Raw genomic sequence first — 18,037 nt, 5'->3', positions numbered from 1 at the left:
TTCATGCTACGCAAATTTTTGACCGATTGGACAAACGTTAGCACCGCCCTGTCGGCGGTCAAGGGATTACTAGCGGAAATGCGGCCTGCGAAGTGCGCTCCACGGGTAAGAGAAAAACTGGTCCAGAGAATTGGTCCAGATGACCCGCTCGGCCAAGGCTTGCAGGGGTGAGCGGCGCCATGGAAGGCTCAGCCCCTCGCCGCACCCGCATCCAGCAGGAAAAGCGCGAACTGATCCTGGAAGCAGCGCTCGAAGTCTTCTCCACCAACGGCTTTCGCGGCTCGACCATCGACCAGATCGCCGAGGCCGCGGGGATGTCGAAGCCGAACCTGCTCTATTATTTCCGCCGCAAGGAAGACATCCACGAAACGCTGATGGAGCGGCTGCTGGCGACCTGGCTGGCGCCGCTACGTGAACTCGACGACATCGGCGACCCCCTGACCGAGCTCAGGAGCTACATCCGGCGCAAGCTCGAAATGGCGCGTGATTTTCCCAGGGAGAGCCGGCTGTTCGCCAACGAGATCCTGCAAGGCGCGCCGCGCATCATGCCGCTGCTGGCGGGTGAGCTGAAAACGCTGGTCGACGAGAAGGCCAACGTCATCAAGGGCTGGATGCGCGCCGGAAAAATCGCCCGCACCGATCCCTGGCACCTGATCTTTTCGATCTGGGCGACGACGCAGCACTATGCCGATTTCGATGTCCAGGTCCGCGCGGTGCTCGGGCCCGACCGCGGCAGCGACGGCCGCTTCGAGGATGCGGCGCGGTTTCTGGAGCAGTTGTTCATTGATGGGCTGAAGCCGAAGGGCTGACCTTGGGCGTCAGGCGCTGCGGCGCTCCGCCGGCATCGCCTCAAGCAAATTCTGCAGCTTCTCGATCGAATTCTGTTCGGCCAGCGGCGTGTAGACGATCAGCTTCATGTCCGAGCCGTCGTCGATCGACAGGCTCATATGCTCGAACGTCATGGCGCCGGCTCTCGGATGTCGGACATGTTTCACCCCCGACAATCGGCGTGCCACGTCGCGTTGCGGCCACCAGTCCCGAAACTCCGGACTTGAGCGCGTCATAAGCACGATCAGCCGCTCGAAATCCGCATCGCCCACATAGCGGGCGCTTTCCGCCCGGAACGAGGCCAGCACGGTGCGCGCCAATTGCTCCCAGTCAACCAGCAGGCGCCGGTGATGCGGATTGGTGAACACCATGTGGACGATGTTGCGGGCGTCGCCCTCTAGCAGGCCATAATCACCGAACACCGCTACCGCCGCCGGATTCCAGGCCAGCACGTCCCAGCGCCGCCCGACGACATAGGCCGGCTGCAGCACCAGGCTCTCCAGCATATGCATCAGCGGGCCATCGACCTTTTCCGGCGCAGCCACGCGGTTCTCCGGTTGCTGGCGGCCTGCCAGGATGAACAGATGCCGCCTTTCAACGGCGTCGAGGCGCAGCGCTTCGCTGAGCGCCGCTAGCACCTCCACCGAGGGTCTGACCTCGCGCCCCTGCTCTAGCCATGTGTACCAGGTGGTGCCGACGCCGGCGATCATCGCCACTTCCTCGCGACGCAAGCCTGGCGTGCGTCTCCGCAGGCCGGTCGCGATGCCGGTGGCGGACGGCGTCAATCTTTCGCGGCGCGAGCGCAGGAAGGCGCCAAGCTCGCGCCGGCGGCTGTCTTCAGCGGAGTGCGTGGGAGCATCCATGAGAGCTATTATAGCAGTATTGATACCAGGATAAAGTTTGAACTGTTTGGGCTGCGTCAGGCGCCCCATCTTCCATCCAGAGAGATGGAGGCTCTGAATATGGATCTGAAAGACAAGACAATCCTCATCACCGGTTCGACCGACGGCGTCGGCCGTGTCGTCGCGCAAAGACTGGGCGCCGGCGGCGCGCGCGTGCTGGTGCATGGCCGTGACGCGGCTCGCGGCAAGGCAGCCGTCGCAGAAATCGAATCCGCCGGCGGCAAAGCCGAGTTCCTCGCCGCGGACCTCGCCTCGCTAGCCGAGGTCCGCCGCCTTGCCGAGGCCGTACGCGCAAAAACCGACCGGCTTGACATCCTCATCAACAATGCCGGCATCGGCACGGCCGGCGCCAAGCGACAGCTCAGCGCCGACGGCTTCGAACTGCGCTTTGCGGTCAACTATCTCGCCGGTTTCCTGCTGACCTCGGAACTGCTGCCGCTGCTCAAGGCGAGTTCGCCGGCGCGCATCATCAACGTCGCTTCGGCCGGCCAGCAGGCGATCGATTTCGGCGATGTCATGCTGACACGTTCCTATGACGGCGTGCGCGCCTATTGCCAGAGCAAGCTGGCGCAGATCCTGTTCACCATCGACCTGGCCGGAGAGTTGAAAGGCAGCGGCGTCACCGTCAACGCTCTGCATCCGGTGAGCTACATGAACACCACCATGGTCCGCCAGGCCGGCGTGACGCCATGGAGTTCGGTCGAGACCGGCGCCGACGCCATTCTCAACCTCGCGACATCGCCCGCCCTGGAGGGCCGCAGTGGCCTCTATTTCGATGGCCAAAAGGAATCCCGCGCCGACGCACAAGCCTATGACGCCAAGGCCAGACAGCAATTGCGAACCCTGAGCCTCGACCTCGTCGGCCAAGCCTCCGCAAAATCGAAGGAACAGCATTCATGACCGGCAAGATCGAACACACGGTCGTCATCGGCGGCTCATCCGGCATCGGCTTGGCAACGGCGCGAAAACTGCTGGGCCCAGGCATGAAGGTGACCATCACCGGACGAAACCAGGACAAGCTCACCAGCGCCTGGAAGAGCCTCGGCGGCGCCGCCGAAAAAGCTGCCTTCGATGCTTCGAAGCCGGACGAAGTCCGCCAGTTCTTTGGGGAACTCGGACCGTTCGATCACCTCGTGCTGGCTGCCAGCGGCGGCAAGGGACTTGGGCGGTTCGAAACCCTCGACCTCTCAGACATCGCCGGCGGCGTCGACGAGAAAGTCAGGCCGCAGCTGTCCTGTTTGCAGGCAGCCTTACCGACGCTCAACAGATCGGGATCGGTCACTTTCATCTCGGCGGTGTCGGCACAATTGTCGGCGCCCGGCGTGGCTGGCATTGCCGCCGTCAACGGCATGCTGCTGACGGTGGTGCCGATCCTGGCGGTCGAACTGAAGCCTCTGCGCGTCAACGTCGTGGCGCCCGGCGTCATCGACACGCCATGGTGGGATTTTCTGGCCGAAGACCAGCGGCAGGCGGTGTTCAGCGAATATGCCGGCAAAACCCCGGTGGGCAGGATCGGCCGCGCCGAAGACGTCGCCGGCGCAATCGCCTTTCTCGTCTCCAACGGCTTCATGACCGGCCAGGTGCTGACCTGCGACGGCGGCCTGCGCTACGCGGCGTGACCTTACAGCGACTGCGCGATCAGCGTGAGAAGGCCTCCGGCCAGTGCGACGTTGCCGACGAAACCGTTGATGCGCGACGCCCGGTCCGGGCCCTGATGGTCCCAGAAATTGTGGAACATCGGCGTGGCGACGGTGAGAAACAGCAGCAGCACGGCGCAGGCGGTCGCAGTCCACAGGCCGGCCATCAACAGCGCGCCGGCAATGGTCTGCAGGACGATGCCGGCCCACAACGCCAATCTCGCCTGCGGCACGCCGCGCGCGGTCATCAGCCCTGTCAGGAAGGTCTCGTTCTGAACATTGCGCAGGCCGGCGAAAACGAAGGCGCCGCCGAGCAACAGGCGGCCGAGAAACAAAAAGGTCGAAGGCAAATCGACAGGCATGAAATCTTCCCCGTACTTAAGCATGAAACAGGTGGAGCGCCGCCCTTTCGACGGCGCTCCATGACTCACCGGACGGTCAGGCTGCTTTGGCAGCCGGCATCGGGTGAATGGCGTGGAACGGGATGCAGAGCCGGTTCCAGGTGTTGATCATGCCGATCGCGACCGACAGCTTGACCAGTTCCTCTTCCGAGAAGTGCTCGAGCGTGCGGGCATAGAGTTCGTCCGAAACGCCATTGTTGGCGATCAGGGTCGTTGCCTCGGTCCAGGCAAGGGCCGCGCGTTCACGTTCGGAAAACAGCGGCGATTCCTGCCAGGCCGAAACCAGATAGAGCCGTGTCTCGGTTTCGCCGTCGCGCCTTGCCTCGCGGCTGTGCATCTCGACGCAGTAGGAGCAGCCATTGATCTGCGAGGCGCGGAGCTTGATCAAATGCAGCAGGCTCACTTCAAGCCCGCATTCGTCGACCGCCTTGTTGAGCGCTGACACCGCCTTCATGATTTCCGGCGCCTTGGCAAAGAATTGCAGTCTCTGTTTCATCGTCTTTCCTTTCTGTCTGGCGGGGGTTAACTTTGCTTGGCTGCAGTGGGTTTCTGCGGCCGCTGATGGCGCGCGACAAAGGCACAGCTGGCGGCAAACGATCGCGGATCGCCTTCGGCCTTGTAGTCAGCCAGGATGTCGGACAACCGGGTTTCCGCGAGGGCCGCGCGATAGGCGCGCTCGGCCTTCAGCATCGCGGCATTGATGCCGCACGGCTTCACATAGGCCGAAGCATCGATCTTGACCGGGCCGCGCTGGCGGATCTCGCCGCAGCGGAAGGCCGGCTCGCGACCCTCGACCGCAAGCACGATATCGAGCAGCGTGATGCGCTCGGCCGGACGCGCCAGCCGGTAGCCGCCCGCCGGTCCCGGCACCGATTCCAGGATGCGCGCAGCCGTCAGTTGGTTCAGATGTTTCAGCAGATAGCTCGGCGACAGGCCGAAGGACTCTGCCAAGGCAGCACCCGGCATCGTGCTGTTGCCCTCCACGCTGGCCAGTGTGGCCGCGCAATGGATGGCCGCTTCAACGCCCTCGCCCAGCTTCATGATGTTGATCTCCGATTCATGGATATCTTATATCGTGGATAAATTTTATCTGCAATAGGAAAATGAAAAACGGCGCTCGAAAGCGCCGCTTTTTTCTTCGACCCGTTCCCTACTCCGCAGCCACCTTGGCCATTGGGTTGTTCGGGTGTGTCGTCCAATTGGCATAGACCGGCGACACCGGCTTGCCGGTGCGCTGGTCCATCACGCCGGCGGCCAGCGGCTCCATGGTGATGCAGTTCTCGACCGGGCAGACATTGACGCACAGATTGCAGCCGACGCATTCGGCCTCGATCACCTCGAAATGCCTGACGCCGTCGACCATGTTGGTGATCGCCTGGTGCGAAGTGTCCTCGCAGGCGATGTGGCAGCGGCCGCATTTGATGCAGGCGTCCTGGTCGATATGCGCCTTGGCGATGTAATTGAGGTTGAGATACTGCCAGTCGGTGACGTTGGGCGTGGCGCGGCCGACAATGTCGTTGAGCGAGGCGTGGCCTTTCTCGTCCATCCAGTTTTCGAGACCGGCGATCATCTCCTGCACGATCTTGAAGCCGTATGTCATCGCCGCCGTGCACACCTGCACATTGCCGGCGCCGAGCGCCATGAATTCGGCCGCATCGCGCCAGGTGGTGATGCCGCCAATGCCGGAGATCGGCAGGCCGCGCGTTTCCGGATCGCGGGCGATCTCGGCCACCATGTTCATGGCGATCGGCTTCACCGCCGGGCCGCAATAGCCGCCATGCGAGCCCTTGCCGTCGATGGTCGGCTGCGGCGCGAAGCTATCGAGGTCGACGCCGGTGATCGAGTTGATGGTGTTGATCAGCGACACCGCGTCGGTTCCGCCGGAGAGTGCGGCGCGCGCCGGCTTGCGCACATCGGTGATATTCGGCGTCAGCTTGGTGATGACAGGCATGCGGGTGTTGGCCTTGCACCAGCGCACCACCATTTCGATGTATTCCGGCACCTGGCCGACGGCCGCGCCCATGCCGCGTTCCGACATGCCGTGCGGGCAGCCGAAATTGAGCTCGATGCCGTCGGCTTCGGTCTCCTCGACCACCGGCAGGATCGCCTTCCAGCTTTCCTCGACGCATGGCACCATCAGTGAGACGACGATGGCGCGGTCGGGCCAGTCCTTCTTGACCTGTTTGATCTCGCGCAGATTGACCTGCAAATCGCGGTCGGTGATCAGCTCGATATTGTTGAGGCCGAGCAGGCGCCGGTCGGCCCCCCAAATCGCGCCATAACGCGGGCCGTTGACGTTGACCACCGGCGGACCTTCTTCGCCCAGCGTCTTCCACACGACGCCGCCCCAGCCCGCCTTGAAGGCGCGGATGACATTGTAGGCCTTGTCGGTCGGCGGCGCCGAAGCCAGCCAGAACGGATTGGGCGATTTGATGCCGACGAAATTGTTGCGGATGTCTGCCATGGGTCTTTCTCCTCTGGCCGTGGCGGGCTTACCGCCACCTTAAAGCGTTGCCTATCGGATCATTCCTCGCATCGAAGAAAAACCGATGGCGGTTCACCTTCGACCGTTACCGTGATCTGGTCCGGATCGCCCTTGCGCGCTTCCAGCCCGACCATTTTTTCATCCATGCGCACGGTCTCGTCCCCGTTGAGATAGACGCTGGCGCATGAAACCGTCGTTTGTACCAGGTCGCCAGTTGGCGACCCGGCTGTCCATTGGCAGATCGTGTGCTCGCTGAAGCCGACGCCGGACGCCTCGACGATCATCCGCTCTTCACCCTTCTGGTCGCACCATTGCGCATAGAGCCAATAATCCCCTGAAGCCGCCGGCATTGCCGCGGTACCGATGACGGCAGCGAGGATCGGCGCGATCATCGCAGTGCCCGGTTGATCAAGCGGGTCGGCTTTACCGAGGCCAACCAGAACGGATTGGGCGATTTGATGCCGACGAAATTGTTGCGGATGTCGGTCATAACTCTCTCCGCTAGCTACAGATCACAACAAGAGTTATCTGAACTGCTACAGGCTCACTCGAAACGTTTCGGACGACGACCTGCCACACATGGTCGCTAAACGGATAACTTGCCGATACAACCAACGCAGTAGGGTTGGCCGGCGGGATATCAAGCGCGTAACCTCCAGAGATGAGCTCCTCGTTCCCGCACCCAAGCATAGGAGAGAACGCCTCCCCTGCGCGAACGTCCGGTTGATCAAAATATCTGGTCACACGATGAGCCGCCGAGGCGTTGGCAGAAAACAGCAACAGGCTCGTGCTTAAAGCTCCAACGAACTTGACGACGTTAGGCATTCCAGCTTCCTCCAGCCAGTGCCCGGTTGATGCTCTCCGCCGCATCGCGGCCTTGCGCGACGGCCGATACCGTCAAATCGTCGCCGCCAAAAATGCAGTCGCCGCCGGCCCAGACATTGGCGAGCGAGGTGCGCCCTTCTGCGTCGACCTTGATGCGGCCGGCTTCGAGTTCGATCGCAGCACCGCTGCCGTTAAGTGCCGCCGGCACAAAGCTCTGGCCGATCGCCTTGAACACCTGGTCGGCGGCCAGCGTCAGCCGCTCGCCGGTGCCGACAAGCGTGTCGCCGTTCATCGCTGTGTATTCGAGCTCGATGCCCGACACTTTGCCACCTTCGACAATGACCCGCTTCGGCTGCAGCCAGTGGCGGATGGTGACGCCGTTGGCCGCGGCCAGATCCTGCTCGAACTCGGAGGCGTTCATGTGCTCCTGGCCGCGCCGGTAGCAGATCGTCACCTCCTCGGCGCCGAGCAGCTTCGACTGCACCGCGGCATCGATCGCCGTCATGCCGCCGCCGATGACGACGACGCGCCGGCCGACCGGCAGGCTCGCGAGATCGCTGGCCTGGCGTAGCTCGGCGATGAACTCGACCGCATTGACAACGCCATCGGCGTCCTCGCCATCCGCGCGCAACGCATTCACGCCGCCTAGCCCCATGCCGAGGAAGACGGCATCGTAATTCAGGATCAGGTCCGACAGCTGGTAGTCGCGGCCGAGCGCCTTGCCGTTATGGATATCGATGCCGCCGATCCCCGTGACATAGTCGACCTCGGCCTGGGCGAAATTGTCGGTGCTCTTGTAGGCGGCGATGCCATATTCATTGAGGCCGCCGGCCTTCGGGCGGGCTTCCAGAATGGTGACGTCATGGCCCTGGCGGGCGAGCCGGTGGGCCGCGGCAAGACCGGCCGGTCCGGCGCCCACGACGGCGACCGACTTGCCGGTCGATTCAGCGCGCGGATAAAACTGCTTGTGCTCGGCCATGGCGACATCGGTGGCGTAGCGTTGCAGGCGGCCGATCTGCACCGGCTTGCCTTCCGCCACCTCGCGCACGCAGACCTCTTCGCAAAGCGTCTCGGTCGGGCAGACGCGGGCGCACATGCCACCCAGTATGTTCTGGTCGAAAATCGTCTTGGCCGAACCGATCGGGTTGCCGGTCGATATCTGGCGGATGAACAGCGGAATGTCGATCGAGGTCGGGCATGCATTCATGCACGGCGCGTCGTAGCAGAAATAGCAGCGATCGGATTCGACCAGCGCTTCGTGGTGATCGAGCGGCGGATGCAGATCGGAAAAATTCTCGGCGTACTGGTCGGCGGCAAGCCGGCCGCCGGCAATGCCGTCCTTGAACTGGCCTTCTGGCATCGTCAGTTCCCCTGTTTCGTTTTGGGGAAGGCTAGCACGTTTTATTTTTTTATCAATTGGTCAATTTTCGACCCAAGCCGCTGAAAAGATTAGCTGATAATATGATTTAGTTGCTCATGTTATGAGTGACGGTTGCGTCCTCAAAGAGGGGAGCGCGACAAGCTCCAAGTCGCGGCAAGCTGTTCCAGGCCAGCGCGAAATGATAGGGCGCTTGAGCACGATGCGCGGCTTTCATTCAACGGAGAAGGCGATGACCGATGATAGGGAGACGGCTCACCGGTGGGAGCCCGTGGGAGATTTACCTCTGGCTGCCTGTCAGGTGTGGCGTCTAAAATCCGACAATAACTTTGAGCTGACCGTCGAAGGCGACTTCGGGACATCGGAACGAACTCTCAAGATCGATTTTCAAGGGGTAGTAGCCCTGGCTGCCCATGATGACATGCTGGGACTGACCAAAATCCGTGCGGACACCTCGATCCCATTGATTGGATCTGGCAGGCAAGCCTCCTACAGGTGGCCGATCCTGCGAGTGGAGAACTCGCACTGGTTGCGATCGACACTTGGCCCGACAGAAGACTGTACGCATTTTCTGCTGCTCAGTCTCGAATGCACGGTTGAGGTCATTGCTCGTGAAGCCACTCCTTCTTGGATCTGATCACCCGGGGAGCGAAACGCCTTGAAACCGCATACGCTCCGGCACAGGCCAAGATTGGTGGCTGTTCGCTACGAAGGTGCCAGCTGTAGGCTGGCATCTGAGCGGCCGCCATGGATCGACCTGATCTCGTCGGCAACCAGTTGCTGCAGCCGCCACAGATTGCGGTCGCGGATGCCGAATTCCTCGAGGTGGCTGACGGTGTTGTAGAGATATTCCGCGCCCGAGCCGACATGGCCGCAGGCTCTGGCAAGCACCCCCGCCACCGTGTCCAGCGGCTGCCCGAGCGACGTTCCCCTGCCGGTCACCCCGACCCAGAAGCCGAGCGCCCGTATCCGGCCCTGCTCCGTGCGCACGGGAACCCACCGGACCGAGCTGACACTCTCATGGTCGTCGATCTCGCGCCGCAGCAGTCTTTCGATCTGCTGCGGCTTGTCGCCGTCGGGCAGGCGGTAGATGACGCCGTCGCATCGGCCGCCGCGTTCGAGCGCCATCATCAGCCCCGGCTGCGCGACGCTGCCGCGCCAGCGCACCATGTCGAGGCAGAAGGAGCGATGCCAGCCAAACGCAGTGGCGCGCTGGCGTTCGACGGACTCGAAAGCCGGCTTCCAGATCAGCGAGCCATAGGCGAACACCCATAACGGCCCCGCATCGGCTTCGTCGGAGAGCTGTAAGGCAAGCGTGCGAAAATCCTCGTCGTTCAGCTGCGTCCAGCTGCCGTCCGGCCCGGGATCGACCTCTTCGCGATGACACAGTGACACAAGCTCAGGCGTGAGCGACATAAGGCGCATGAAACGACTACCCTTCGTTTGCCCAAGGAAAGTCGAAAACCGCCGCACGTGCAAGGCGTCGAGCGGGACGAAGTGCGGAACGATGTGTCAACGCAGCCGTTGAACTTTTCTCCGCTTCGCTGTCGGATTCGCGTCGCTGAAAACGTCCTTTGATGGATCGGACGACGATCTATGCATGAAGGTGAGGAGACCGAAAATGCCGAAATCCGCAATGCCCTTCTTCTGGTACGAGTTGATGACCAGCGACCTCGATGCGGCGCAAGCGTTCTACACCACCGTGGTCGGCTGGCGGGCCGAGCCCTTCGACAAGGCGCCCGGCATGCCGCGCTATATCGTGGTGAACTCCGCCGAGCGTGGCGTCGGCGGGCTGATGACCCTGCCCGAGGAAGCAGCCAGGACGGGTTTGAAGCCGGCCTGGTTCGGCTATATCCACACCAGCGATACCGATGCCTCGACCGAGGCACTGAAAGCCGCCGGCGGGGCTGTTCACCGCGAACCCGACGACATTCCCGGCGTCGGCCGTTTCTCCGTCGTCGCCGACCCGCAAGGCGCCGCCTTCATGTTCCTGCAGCCCAATGGTCCCGACCAGCCCGTCCTTCCGGCAACGACGCCGGGCCATGTCGGCTGGCACGAGCTTTATGCGGCCGACCGCCAGAAGGCCTGCGATTTCTATTCAAGCCAGTTCGGCTGGACCGATGCCGGTAGCATGGACGTCGGCGAGATGGGCATCTATCAGACCTTCTCGGCCGGCCCTGAATCTGGCGGCGGCATCATGAACAAGCCGCAACAGCTGCCGGTGCCGGTCTGGCTGTTCTACTTCAATGTCGACGCCATCGACGCAGCCGCCAAACGCGTCACCGACAATGGCGGCAAAATTGTCATGGGTCCGATGCCGGTGCCGACCGGCCAATGGATTGCCCAGTTCACCGATCCGCAAGGCGCTTATTTCGCGCTGATCGCGCCCGGCCGCTGATCCCCTCTGTACTCGCCTGCACGGAACTGCTCTCATCGCGCCGCCGGTGCGATGAGAGGCGCGTCCGGGGCGGTCACTCTGGCGCCAGCACCGCGCCCCCTTTGCTTATCACCCACTTTGCGGACGCTGTATATGCACTCAACGGAAAGCTGAACCAAGCGGCCCGACGTGCGCGCTCGGCTATGAACGGCGAGTCACCCAGAACTTGAGCAGAGCACGGAATAGTGCTCTTGCTCTTAGTCAGAAACCTGTTGATCGGCATTGCATTCATGAGCCAGCTTCTGAGCGCGATCTTTAAGCCCGATAGCCGGGCAGAGGCTGAACGAGCGAAATTTCTGTCGCGAATGTTCGGCATATTCTCTGAGAGGATTGTCTCGCTTTGGTGTGATGACGAGCGATCGCTGTACCAAAACATCGGTCGCCCCACGGTAAAAACTGCCATGACAGATCGGGGCTATACGCTGGACTTCACCCTGCGAGATCGGAGGAGCGACGCGCTTTACGTTGCCGAGATGAAGTGTGAGATCGAATACCAGAGCTTCCGATACTTCATTCTAACGAACGCTGATCAGCTCAAGCATCACAAAAAGCCAGCTTTCGAAGTTTTCCTGCGATCAGCTCGGCCGTCGGAAGACCTGCAGGTGTGGGTTGGCAAACAGAGGGTGCCGACCGCCGGCGCGATCCTTATCTGGGGTGCTGTATCGCCTTCTGGCCGCATGAACGCCATCAAGGAGTTTGGATTGCGAGATGCTCTTTCGCTCGACGAGATGTGTCGCGATCTCATCTCCTGGAAATGTCCGCGGTATGAAGCCTTGCTCAGTGAGCGCCGAACTTGGAGCATTCAACTTTTCGACGGATTGCTTAGCTCTGACTATGACCAGCGAAGCCCCAGGGATGACCCCTCCACGAGTTAATGCCGTACCTTCGCGGCACGCTCCTGCGCGGTCATTCCGGCGCCAGCACCGCGACCTTGAGGTTCTCTTTCCTGGCGCCGCTGAGCTGGATCGTGGCTGAGCCAGGCGTCAGCTTGAAGCGCACGCTCTTGCGGATGCCGGGGCAGGTCTTCACGCCGCTGAAACCCGCTGATTTCACGGCCTGGCCATCCTGAATGACGTCGACCCAGGCCTCATCGGACAGGCTGATCTGGAGCTCTCCTTCCGGTGGCACGGCCACGTTTGCCGTCGCGCCGAACGTGCCGGCTGCCGGCGCGCGTTGCGGTGAGACCATGAAGCTGACCGCATCGACCGGCTCCAGCGCCATATCCGCGGCTTCGCCGAAAGCAAGAGAGGCACCGGACTGCGCGGCGGGCGCTGCCGGAAACAGTTCCTGCTCGCGTGTTACCGGCCATTTGAAGGCATCGCAGCCAGCATCAGCGGCCACGGCGAAACTGGTGCTTGCGAGGATTGCGAACAGGCTGATGGCGATTTTTTTCATGGCGAAGGAACCCGTCTGGTTTGGAGTGTCTACTCGCAGATATACAACTTTAACGAGATGTATGCAACCATAACGAGAGCAGATTTCGAAGTCAGACTGGAAATAATTGCAATCACCGATTGTTGATGACAGGCCATGGGAAGTGAATGGTCCAGCGCCGGGTGATGATTTATGGCCGGGCCACAGGGTTGGAAAAATGGAGTTTAGATGAAGCTTTTTGACGGTCTCGCCAGATTTCAGCCGCAGGCACTCGGCGTCCTGCGCATCATCACAGCCCTGCAGTTCCTCGAGCATGGCTCGCAGAAACTGTTCAATTTTCCGGTCAGCGCCGAGCCTCACGCTCTTAGCGGCCTGACGGCGACGGCAGGCATCCTGGAATTCGCAGGTGGCATCCTGCTGGCGCTCGGTCTGTTGACCCGCCCGGTCGCGTTCCTTCTGGCCGGCGAGATGGCCATCGCCTATTTCATGGCGCACTACCCGCGCGACTTCTTCCCGGTCAACAACAGCGGCGACGCGGCAATCTCCTTCTGCTTCATCTTCCTCTATCTGCTGTTTGCCGGCGCCGGCGCCTTCGCGCTCGACAACCGCCGCAACGTCTGACGCGCAATGCATGTCGCCCAAAGGTGCGCAGCGGTTTTGGGATAACGACATGCACAAAGGAATCTGAAGCGCCTCGGCGAAGCCGAAGCGCTTCAGGCGCGCATTCGCTCGAAGTTCGCGTCAAAGAGCGGCGCTGCCTGAACGCGCGCCGCGTGGCGCTTGCCCAAAAGTTCGATTTCGAAGCCGTCGCTCTTGTCTGCGATCTCCTTCGGCACATAGCCGATGGCGACGGATTTCTTCGAGTGATGCGCATAGCCGCCCGACGTCACCCAGCCGCGCACCGCGCCATCGTACCAGATCGGCTCGTCGCCGATGACATCGGCATCGTCGGCATCGAGGATAAATGTGCGCAGCCTGAGCTTGCCGCCCTGCTTGCGCTCGGCAAGAGCGCCAGCCTTGCCGATGAAATCGGCATCCTTGCCATAGGCGACGAAACGGTCGAGTCCGGCCTCCAGCGGCCCGTAGATCGGCCGGTATTCGCGCGCCCATGAGCCGTAGTTTTTCTCCAGCCGCAGCGCATTGAGCGCGCGCGAGCCGAACAGGCCGAGGCCGAATTCCTCGCCTGCCGCCATCAATGCCCGGAAGGCAGCGCGCTGATATTCCGGCGCCACCCAGATCTCGTAGCCGAGATCGCCGGTGTAGCTGACGCGGCCGACCAGGCACGGCGCCGTGCCGATGTCCATTTTCGCGACCGCCATGAAGGGGAATGCGGTGTTGGCGACATCCGCGCGGCTGACCTTCGCCAGCACCTCCCTCGCCTTGGGTCCGGCGATCGCCAGACCGGTCAGTTTCTGCCCCAGCGCCTCCATGCGCACTGAGCTATCCGCAGGTAAATGCGCCTCGAACCAGCGCATATGATACTGCTCGGCGATACCGGAGCCGGCGATGAACCACTCGGTCCCGTTGGAATTGGTGGCACCGATATTGGCCAGCGTGAAATCGCCGATGAGCTTGCCGTCATCCTTCAGCATCGGCGCCAGCGTCATGCGGCCTGGCTTGGGCAACTTGCAGGCAAAGATCCGGTCGAGCCAAGCGGCCGCCCCTCCTCCCGTCACCTTGTATTTGGCGAAGTTCGAAATCTCCGCCAGGCCGACGCTCTCACGAACAGTCGCGACCTCGTTGGCGACATGGGAAAAATCGCTGGACCGCCGCCACGAGAACTCGTCCTTGACACCCTCGGGCGCAAACCAGAGCGGCACTTCCAGCCCACAGGACACGCCCCATTGCGCGCCCTTGGCCGACAGCAGATCGTAGATCGGCGTCGTCTTCAGCAGCCGCCCGGCGGGCAGCTCCTCATTGGGAAAGCGGATCGAGAAGCGGCGCGAATAATTCTCGCGCACCTTGGCGTTGGTGTAAGCCATCGTCGCCCAGTCGCCGTAGCGCGCCACATCCATGGCCCAGATGTCGGCGCCGGGATCGCCCTCGATCATCCAGTTGGACAGCGCCAGGCCGACGCCGCCGCCTTGTGAAAAGCCCGCCATGACGCCGCAGGCGACCCAGAAGCCGGGAAGGCCACGCACCGGCCCAACCAGCGGATTGCCGTCCGGCGCGAAGGTGAAGGGCCCGTTGATGATCTGCTTGATGCCGGTCCTCTCGAAGGCCGGGAAATGCCGGAAGCCGACCTCGAGCGACGGCGCGATGCGGTCGATGTCCGGCTCCAGCAGTTCATGGCCGAAATCCCAAGGCGTCTGGAACTCGGACCACACCTTGTTGGCCTTCTCATAGGTGCCCATCAGCATGCCGCCGCGCTCCTGGCGCAGATAGAGCTCACCGTCGAAATCGACGGCGTGGATGATCTCGGTGCCGGTCTTGGCGTTCCACGCCGCGACTTCCGGCATATCCTCGGTGATCAGGTACATGTGCTCCATGGCCAGCACCGGCAGTTCCAGCCCGACCATGCGGCCGACCTCGCGCGCCCACAGGCCGCCGGCATTGACGACATGCTCGGCCACGACCTCGCCCTTGTTGGTGATGACCCGCCACATCCCGTCGGGCCGGCGCACAATGTCTTCCACCTTGGTGAAGCGCTCGACCTCGGCGCCAAGCTTGCGCGCGGCCTTGGCGTAGGCATGCGTCACACCGGAGGGATCGAGATGGCCGTCTTCCTTGTTGCGAACGGCGCCGACGAACTGCTTGGGATCAATCAGCGGCATCAGTTCAGCCGCTTCGTTGGCCGATATTTCCTCGAGATCGATGCCGAGGTAACGCCCTTTGGCAACGACGCCGCGCAGCCAGTCGAGCCGCGCCTCGGTCGCCGCCAGCAGCACGCCGCCGGTCAGATGCACGCCGGTCGCCTGCCCCGACAGCTCCTCGATCTCCTTGTAGAGCGAGATCGTGTATTTCTGCAGCTTGGCGACGTTGGGGTCGCCATTGATCGTGTGCATGCCGCCGGCCGCATGCCAGGTCGAGCCGGAGGTCAACTCGTCGCGCTCCAAAAGCACGACATCGGTCCAGCCATGACGCGCCAGATGGAACAGCACGGAGCACCCGACGACGCCACCGCCAATGACCACGACCTTTGCATGCGATTTCATGAGTTTTGCTCTGTTATCAATGAGTTGGGAACGTAGGATGAATCGGAAAAGGAAGCGCCAAGCGACCCCCCTCTGGCCTGCCGGCCATCTCCCCCTCAAGGGGGGAGATCAGCAGCGTCTGCATCGCCGCTTTCTTTTCAGCGTTGGTGATTGGCGAAGGAAGACGTGACAGCCAATCTCCCCCCTTGAGGGGGAGATGTCCGGCAGGACAGAGGGGGCGCCGCGCGCCGACGCTGAAAAAGTCACGGCTCGCCCTGCCCGATCGCTTCCTTGCGCCTGGCCACATACGCCTCCAGCGCCTCGCGCACGGCGATATCCATCACCGGCTCGACATAGTCTTCCAGCGCCTTCTTCCACAGCCGGGTCGCGCGCGCCGTCGTGTCGAGGCCGCCGGCTTCCTGCCAGGCCTCGTAATTCTGCCAGTTGGACAGCATCGGCTGGTAGAAGGCGGTGGCATAGCGCTCCAGCGTGTGCGGTTCGCCGAAGAAATGGCCGCCGGTCGGCACCGCACCCAATGCCTCGACCGCAAGCTCGGCCTCATCGACGACGATCGGGCGCAGGAACTCCATCATGTGCTGGATCATCTCGACGTCGATGATCAGTTTTTCGAACGATGCCGTCAGCCCGCCTTCCTGCCAGCCGGCGGCGTGATAGACGAGGTTGCCGTGGCCGAGCACCGCGCCCCACAGCGCCATCAGCGTCTCATAGGCGCCCTGCGCGTCCGCCGCGTTCGAGGCCGAGCCGGGCGTCGTGCGGTAAGGCAGATTGTAGCGCCGCGCCAATTGCCCCGAGGCGATGTTGGCCTTGGTGTTCTCCGGCGTGCCGAAGGCCGGCGCGCCCGACTTCATGTCGACATTGGAGGTGAAGGCGCCGTACATCACCGGCGCGCCGGGGCGCACCAGTTGCGTCAGCACCACGCCGAACAGCGCCTCGGCATTCTGCTGCGCCAGGGCGCCGGCGAGCGTCACCGGGCTCATCGCGCCCATCAGCGTGAACGGCGTCACCGCCACCGACTGGCCGAACTCGGCCATGGTCATCAGCCCTTCGGCCATCATCTCGTCGAAACGCCGCGGCGAGTTGACCGAGATGATGGTGGCAATGCCGGGATCATCGCGCATCTCGTCCAGCGTCAGCCCGCGCGCGATTGCCATCATCTCGATGCCGTCCAGCGCCCGGCCTCGTCCGATCGCCGAGACATGGAAGGATCTGTCGGTCAGCGTCAGATTGGTAAAATAGGTATCCATGTGCCTGGTGTTCGCCGGCAGTTCAACCGGCGCGCAGACCTGGTTGCCGAGCATGTGGATACAGTTGAAATGCTGCGCCAGCCGGGTCAGATCGGCATAGTCGTGCAAGTTTCCAGCGCGCCGGCCGCGCTCCATGTCGTGCACATTGGGCGGCCCGGCGACGAGAGTGAAATTGATCGTGTTGCCGCCGAGATGAATGGTGTTGGCGGGGTTGCGCGGCGTCAGCCGGTAGCTGGACTGCGTGGTCTTCAGCGCCTCGGCGACAAGGCCCCGGTCGATGCGGACATTCGCGGTCGCATGGTCGACTTTTGCGCCCGCCTTCTCGAACAGCGCCAGCGCCCGCTGAGACATCACCTCGATGCCGAAATTTTCCAGAATGTGCATCGACGCCTGGTGGATCGCTTCGACCTGGTCGACTGAGAGCATCGCCATCGGCGGATAGGGATTGGTCACCCGCCGCAGTGGAAGTTGCGGGATGGCGGCGGGCCCCCGGTTGCTGGTTCGCTCCGCGCCGCGCTTTCGTCTTGGTTCATTCATGCCTGGCATCAGAGCGCCGGCATCCGGACATCGCTGTCAGAAATCCGCCCTTCGCGGACGTGATTTTAGCCAAGGCGGCATTTTTGAATTCTGACGGAGATAAAGGCGACGCGAAAGGTCGGAATAATGATACAGGCCCACTGAGCGCAGCCAGGCCGGCAAGCCGTTAAGAAACGCCGCAAGATTCCCTTTATGATTTCGGCCTATTCGTTTTCCAATGCGTAGTTCGAGTTTGAGTAAAATTGTAGCGGTTGGCGTGCTGCTGGCTTTGCCGGCCTGCGCGACGCCGCCCAACCATATCAACGATGTCTGCGCCGTCTTCGACCAGAACGACGGCTGGTTCGACAACTGGCAGTCGGCCGCCGAGCGCGCCTCGCAGAAATACGGCGTCCCCGTCCCCGTGCTGATGGCGACGGTGCGCAAGGAATCCGGTTTCAAGAGCAATGCCAGGCCGCCGCGTACCAAACTGCTCGGCTTCATTCCGTGGAAACATGTCTCGTCAGCCACCGGTTTCTCGCAGGCGCTCGACGGCACCTGGTCGCAATATCAGAGCGAAACCGGCAGTTGGGCGGCGAGGCGGACCAAGTTTGCCGATGCCGTCGATTTCGTCGGCTGGTATCATTCCAAGACATCAGACACGTTCGGCGTCGCCCGCAACGACACCTACAATCTCTACCTCGCCTACTATCTCGGCTGGACGGCCTACGGCCGTGGCAACCGTGGTGACGCCGGCGTGCAGGGCTATGCCAGGGCGACCGAAAAGATGGCCCGCGACTATGCCGAACAGCTGCAGCAATGCGGCAGCTGACGTTGCCAAGCGGTCTTGCAGCCACG

Annotated in this window: 20 protein-coding genes; 8 read left to right on the top strand and 12 right to left on the bottom strand. The window is 62.4% G+C overall.

Translation table 11 applies throughout. The features are described 5' to 3' along the window. The first annotated feature begins 179 nt into the window (after positions 1-179). Positions 180-809 (top strand): TetR family transcriptional regulator C-terminal domain-containing protein, encoded by a 630-nt coding sequence (locus NKJ75_RS11765; protein WP_023705585.1) that lies wholly within the window; start codon positions 180-182, stop codon positions 807-809. A gap of 9 nt (positions 810-818) precedes the next feature. Here NKJ75_RS11765 and NKJ75_RS11760 read toward each other — a convergent pair whose 3' ends face one another. Next, a complete protein-coding gene (locus tag NKJ75_RS11760) occupies positions 819-1,691 on the bottom strand; it encodes a helix-turn-helix transcriptional regulator (RefSeq protein ID WP_023729382.1) in 873 nt (290 codons plus the stop codon). 99 nt (positions 1,692-1,790) lie between these two features. Here NKJ75_RS11760 and NKJ75_RS11755 point away from each other — a divergent pair, with 99 nt between their 5' ends. Both NKJ75_RS11755 and NKJ75_RS11750 read left to right on the top strand, forming a co-directional pair. Next, the gene (locus NKJ75_RS11755) at positions 1,791-2,630 is read left to right on the top strand and encodes an SDR family oxidoreductase (RefSeq protein ID WP_352499705.1); all 840 of its coding nucleotides are present in this window, start codon (positions 1,791-1,793) and stop codon (positions 2,628-2,630) included. Continuing rightward, complete coding sequence (locus tag NKJ75_RS11750; protein WP_023687991.1) at positions 2,627-3,349, top strand: SDR family oxidoreductase; 723 nt, start codon at positions 2,627-2,629, stop codon at positions 3,347-3,349. The genes NKJ75_RS11755 and NKJ75_RS11750 overlap by 4 nt, the downstream gene beginning before the upstream one ends. Positions 3,350-3,351: 2 nt before the next feature. Here the strand turns inward: NKJ75_RS11750 and NKJ75_RS11745 are convergent, their stop codons facing one another. The 7 genes from NKJ75_RS11745 to NKJ75_RS11720 form a co-directional block, all read right to left on the bottom strand. Next, positions 3,352-3,729, bottom strand: coding sequence for a DoxX family protein (locus NKJ75_RS11745; RefSeq protein ID WP_352499704.1), 378 nt, complete (start codon positions 3,727-3,729; stop codon positions 3,352-3,354). A gap of 76 nt (positions 3,730-3,805) precedes the next feature. Beyond that, positions 3,806-4,264 carry a carboxymuconolactone decarboxylase family protein gene (locus tag NKJ75_RS11740; protein ID WP_023690827.1) on the bottom strand — a complete coding sequence of 153 codons (459 nt, stop codon included), beginning with the start codon at positions 4,262-4,264 and terminating at the stop codon, positions 3,806-3,808. Positions 4,265-4,290: 26 nt separating this feature from the next. Further along, the gene (locus NKJ75_RS11735; protein ID WP_352499703.1) at positions 4,291-4,809 is read right to left on the bottom strand and encodes an RrF2 family transcriptional regulator; all 519 of its coding nucleotides are present in this window, start codon (positions 4,807-4,809) and stop codon (positions 4,291-4,293) included. Positions 4,810-4,918: 109 nt separating this feature from the next. Continuing rightward, a complete protein-coding gene (gene preA / locus NKJ75_RS11730) occupies positions 4,919-6,232 on the bottom strand; it encodes an NAD-dependent dihydropyrimidine dehydrogenase subunit PreA (protein WP_023699020.1) in 1,314 nt (437 codons plus the stop codon). 59 nt (positions 6,233-6,291) lie between these two features. After that, the gene (locus NKJ75_RS11725; protein WP_352499702.1) at positions 6,292-6,645 is read right to left on the bottom strand and encodes a hypothetical protein; all 354 of its coding nucleotides are present in this window, start codon (positions 6,643-6,645) and stop codon (positions 6,292-6,294) included. Positions 6,646-6,754: 109 nt separating this feature from the next. Then, positions 6,755-7,078 carry a hypothetical protein gene (locus tag NKJ75_RS32860; RefSeq protein WP_502903854.1) on the bottom strand — a complete coding sequence of 108 codons (324 nt, stop codon included), beginning with the start codon at positions 7,076-7,078 and terminating at the stop codon, positions 6,755-6,757. Next, positions 7,071-8,438 carry an NAD(P)-dependent oxidoreductase gene (locus NKJ75_RS11720; RefSeq protein WP_352499701.1) on the bottom strand — a complete coding sequence of 456 codons (1,368 nt, stop codon included), beginning with the start codon at positions 8,436-8,438 and terminating at the stop codon, positions 7,071-7,073. Before NKJ75_RS11720 ends, NKJ75_RS32860 begins: the two co-directional genes overlap by 8 nt. A gap of 211 nt (positions 8,439-8,649) precedes the next feature. Here NKJ75_RS11720 and NKJ75_RS11715 point away from each other — a divergent pair, with 211 nt between their 5' ends. After that, complete coding sequence (locus NKJ75_RS11715; protein ID WP_156935986.1) at positions 8,650-9,093, top strand: hypothetical protein; 444 nt, start codon at positions 8,650-8,652, stop codon at positions 9,091-9,093. Between the two features lie 68 nt (positions 9,094-9,161). Here NKJ75_RS11715 and NKJ75_RS11710 read toward each other — a convergent pair whose 3' ends face one another. After that, a complete protein-coding gene (locus tag NKJ75_RS11710) occupies positions 9,162-9,881 on the bottom strand; it encodes a gamma-glutamylcyclotransferase (RefSeq protein ID WP_023699643.1) in 720 nt (239 codons plus the stop codon). 196 nt (positions 9,882-10,077) lie between these two features. Between NKJ75_RS11710 and NKJ75_RS11705 the strand changes: the two genes are divergently transcribed. Together NKJ75_RS11705 and NKJ75_RS11700 are read left to right on the top strand one after the other, a co-directional pair. Continuing rightward, positions 10,078-10,854, top strand: a complete 777-nt coding sequence (locus NKJ75_RS11705; RefSeq protein WP_352499700.1) for a VOC family protein — start codon at positions 10,078-10,080, stop codon at positions 10,852-10,854. A gap of 251 nt (positions 10,855-11,105) precedes the next feature. Beyond that, positions 11,106-11,768 (top strand): hypothetical protein, encoded by a 663-nt coding sequence (locus NKJ75_RS11700; RefSeq protein WP_352499699.1) that lies wholly within the window; start codon positions 11,106-11,108, stop codon positions 11,766-11,768. Between the two features lie 31 nt (positions 11,769-11,799). Here the strand turns inward: NKJ75_RS11700 and NKJ75_RS11695 are convergent, their stop codons facing one another. Continuing rightward, on the bottom strand, positions 11,800-12,288 hold the full coding sequence (locus NKJ75_RS11695; protein WP_352499698.1) for a hypothetical protein: 489 nt from the start codon (positions 12,286-12,288) through the stop codon (positions 11,800-11,802). A gap of 207 nt (positions 12,289-12,495) precedes the next feature. Here NKJ75_RS11695 and NKJ75_RS11690 point away from each other — a divergent pair, with 207 nt between their 5' ends. Beyond that, positions 12,496-12,888, top strand: a complete 393-nt coding sequence (locus NKJ75_RS11690) for a DoxX family protein (RefSeq protein ID WP_352499697.1) — start codon at positions 12,496-12,498, stop codon at positions 12,886-12,888. Positions 12,889-12,980: 92 nt separating this feature from the next. On the opposite strand, the gene NKJ75_RS11685 is transcribed toward NKJ75_RS11690, so the two are convergent. Both NKJ75_RS11685 and NKJ75_RS11680 read right to left on the bottom strand, forming a co-directional pair. Then, positions 12,981-15,422, bottom strand: a complete 2,442-nt coding sequence (locus tag NKJ75_RS11685) for a GcvT family protein (protein WP_352499696.1) — start codon at positions 15,420-15,422, stop codon at positions 12,981-12,983. 242 nt (positions 15,423-15,664) lie between these two features. Then, on the bottom strand, positions 15,665-17,203 hold the full coding sequence (locus tag NKJ75_RS11680) for a trimethylamine methyltransferase family protein (RefSeq protein WP_352499695.1): 1,539 nt from the start codon (positions 17,201-17,203) through the stop codon (positions 15,665-15,667). A 217-nt stretch (positions 17,204-17,420) separates the two neighbouring features. Here NKJ75_RS11680 and NKJ75_RS11675 point away from each other — a divergent pair, with 217 nt between their 5' ends. Beyond that, entirely contained in the window at positions 17,421-18,011 is a 591-nt protein-coding gene (locus NKJ75_RS11675) for a transglycosylase SLT domain-containing protein (protein WP_352446054.1), read from the top strand. The last annotated feature ends 26 nt before the right edge of the window (positions 18,012-18,037 follow it).

Origin of the sequence: Mesorhizobium sp. M0058 (assembly GCF_040323095.1) — a bacterium.
Lineage (GTDB): Bacteria > Pseudomonadota > Alphaproteobacteria > Rhizobiales > Rhizobiaceae > Mesorhizobium.
Note: the sequence above shows the minus strand (reverse complement) of the source record. Positions and strands in the feature narration are given on the sequence as shown.

What these genes read in the sequence shown, in the direction of transcription:
- NKJ75_RS11765 (WP_023705585.1), top strand. Translation starts at nt 180, where the DNA reads ATGGAAGGCTCAGCCCCTCGCCGCACCCGCATCCAGCAGGAAAAGCGC.
- NKJ75_RS11760 (WP_023729382.1), bottom strand. Translation starts at nt 1,691, where the DNA reads ATGGATGCTCCCACGCACTCCGCTGAAGACAGCCGCCGGCGCGAGCTT.
- NKJ75_RS11755 (WP_352499705.1), top strand. Translation starts at nt 1,791, where the DNA reads ATGGATCTGAAAGACAAGACAATCCTCATCACCGGTTCGACCGACGGC.
- NKJ75_RS11750 (WP_023687991.1), top strand. Translation starts at nt 2,627, where the DNA reads ATGACCGGCAAGATCGAACACACGGTCGTCATCGGCGGCTCATCCGGC.
- NKJ75_RS11745 (WP_352499704.1), bottom strand. Translation starts at nt 3,729, where the DNA reads ATGCCTGTCGATTTGCCTTCGACCTTTTTGTTTCTCGGCCGCCTGTTG.
- NKJ75_RS11740 (WP_023690827.1), bottom strand. Translation starts at nt 4,264, where the DNA reads ATGAAACAGAGACTGCAATTCTTTGCCAAGGCGCCGGAAATCATGAAG.
- NKJ75_RS11735 (WP_352499703.1), bottom strand. Translation starts at nt 4,809, where the DNA reads ATGAAGCTGGGCGAGGGCGTTGAAGCGGCCATCCATTGCGCGGCCACA.
- preA (WP_023699020.1), bottom strand. Translation starts at nt 6,232, where the DNA reads ATGGCAGACATCCGCAACAATTTCGTCGGCATCAAATCGCCCAATCCG.
- NKJ75_RS11725 (WP_352499702.1), bottom strand. Translation starts at nt 6,645, where the DNA reads ATGATCGCGCCGATCCTCGCTGCCGTCATCGGTACCGCGGCAATGCCG.
- NKJ75_RS32860 (WP_502903854.1), bottom strand. Translation starts at nt 7,078, where the DNA reads ATGCCTAACGTCGTCAAGTTCGTTGGAGCTTTAAGCACGAGCCTGTTG.
- NKJ75_RS11720 (WP_352499701.1), bottom strand. Translation starts at nt 8,438, where the DNA reads ATGCCAGAAGGCCAGTTCAAGGACGGCATTGCCGGCGGCCGGCTTGCC.
- NKJ75_RS11710 (WP_023699643.1), bottom strand. Translation starts at nt 9,881, where the DNA reads ATGCGCCTTATGTCGCTCACGCCTGAGCTTGTGTCACTGTGTCATCGC.
- NKJ75_RS11705 (WP_352499700.1), top strand. Translation starts at nt 10,078, where the DNA reads ATGCCGAAATCCGCAATGCCCTTCTTCTGGTACGAGTTGATGACCAGC.
- NKJ75_RS11695 (WP_352499698.1), bottom strand. Translation starts at nt 12,288, where the DNA reads ATGAAAAAAATCGCCATCAGCCTGTTCGCAATCCTCGCAAGCACCAGT.
- NKJ75_RS11690 (WP_352499697.1), top strand. Translation starts at nt 12,496, where the DNA reads ATGAAGCTTTTTGACGGTCTCGCCAGATTTCAGCCGCAGGCACTCGGC.
- NKJ75_RS11685 (WP_352499696.1), bottom strand. Translation starts at nt 15,422, where the DNA reads ATGAAATCGCATGCAAAGGTCGTGGTCATTGGCGGTGGCGTCGTCGGG.
- NKJ75_RS11680 (WP_352499695.1), bottom strand. Translation starts at nt 17,203, where the DNA reads ATGAATGAACCAAGACGAAAGCGCGGCGCGGAGCGAACCAGCAACCGG.
- NKJ75_RS11675 (WP_352446054.1), top strand. Translation starts at nt 17,421, where the DNA reads ATGCGTAGTTCGAGTTTGAGTAAAATTGTAGCGGTTGGCGTGCTGCTG.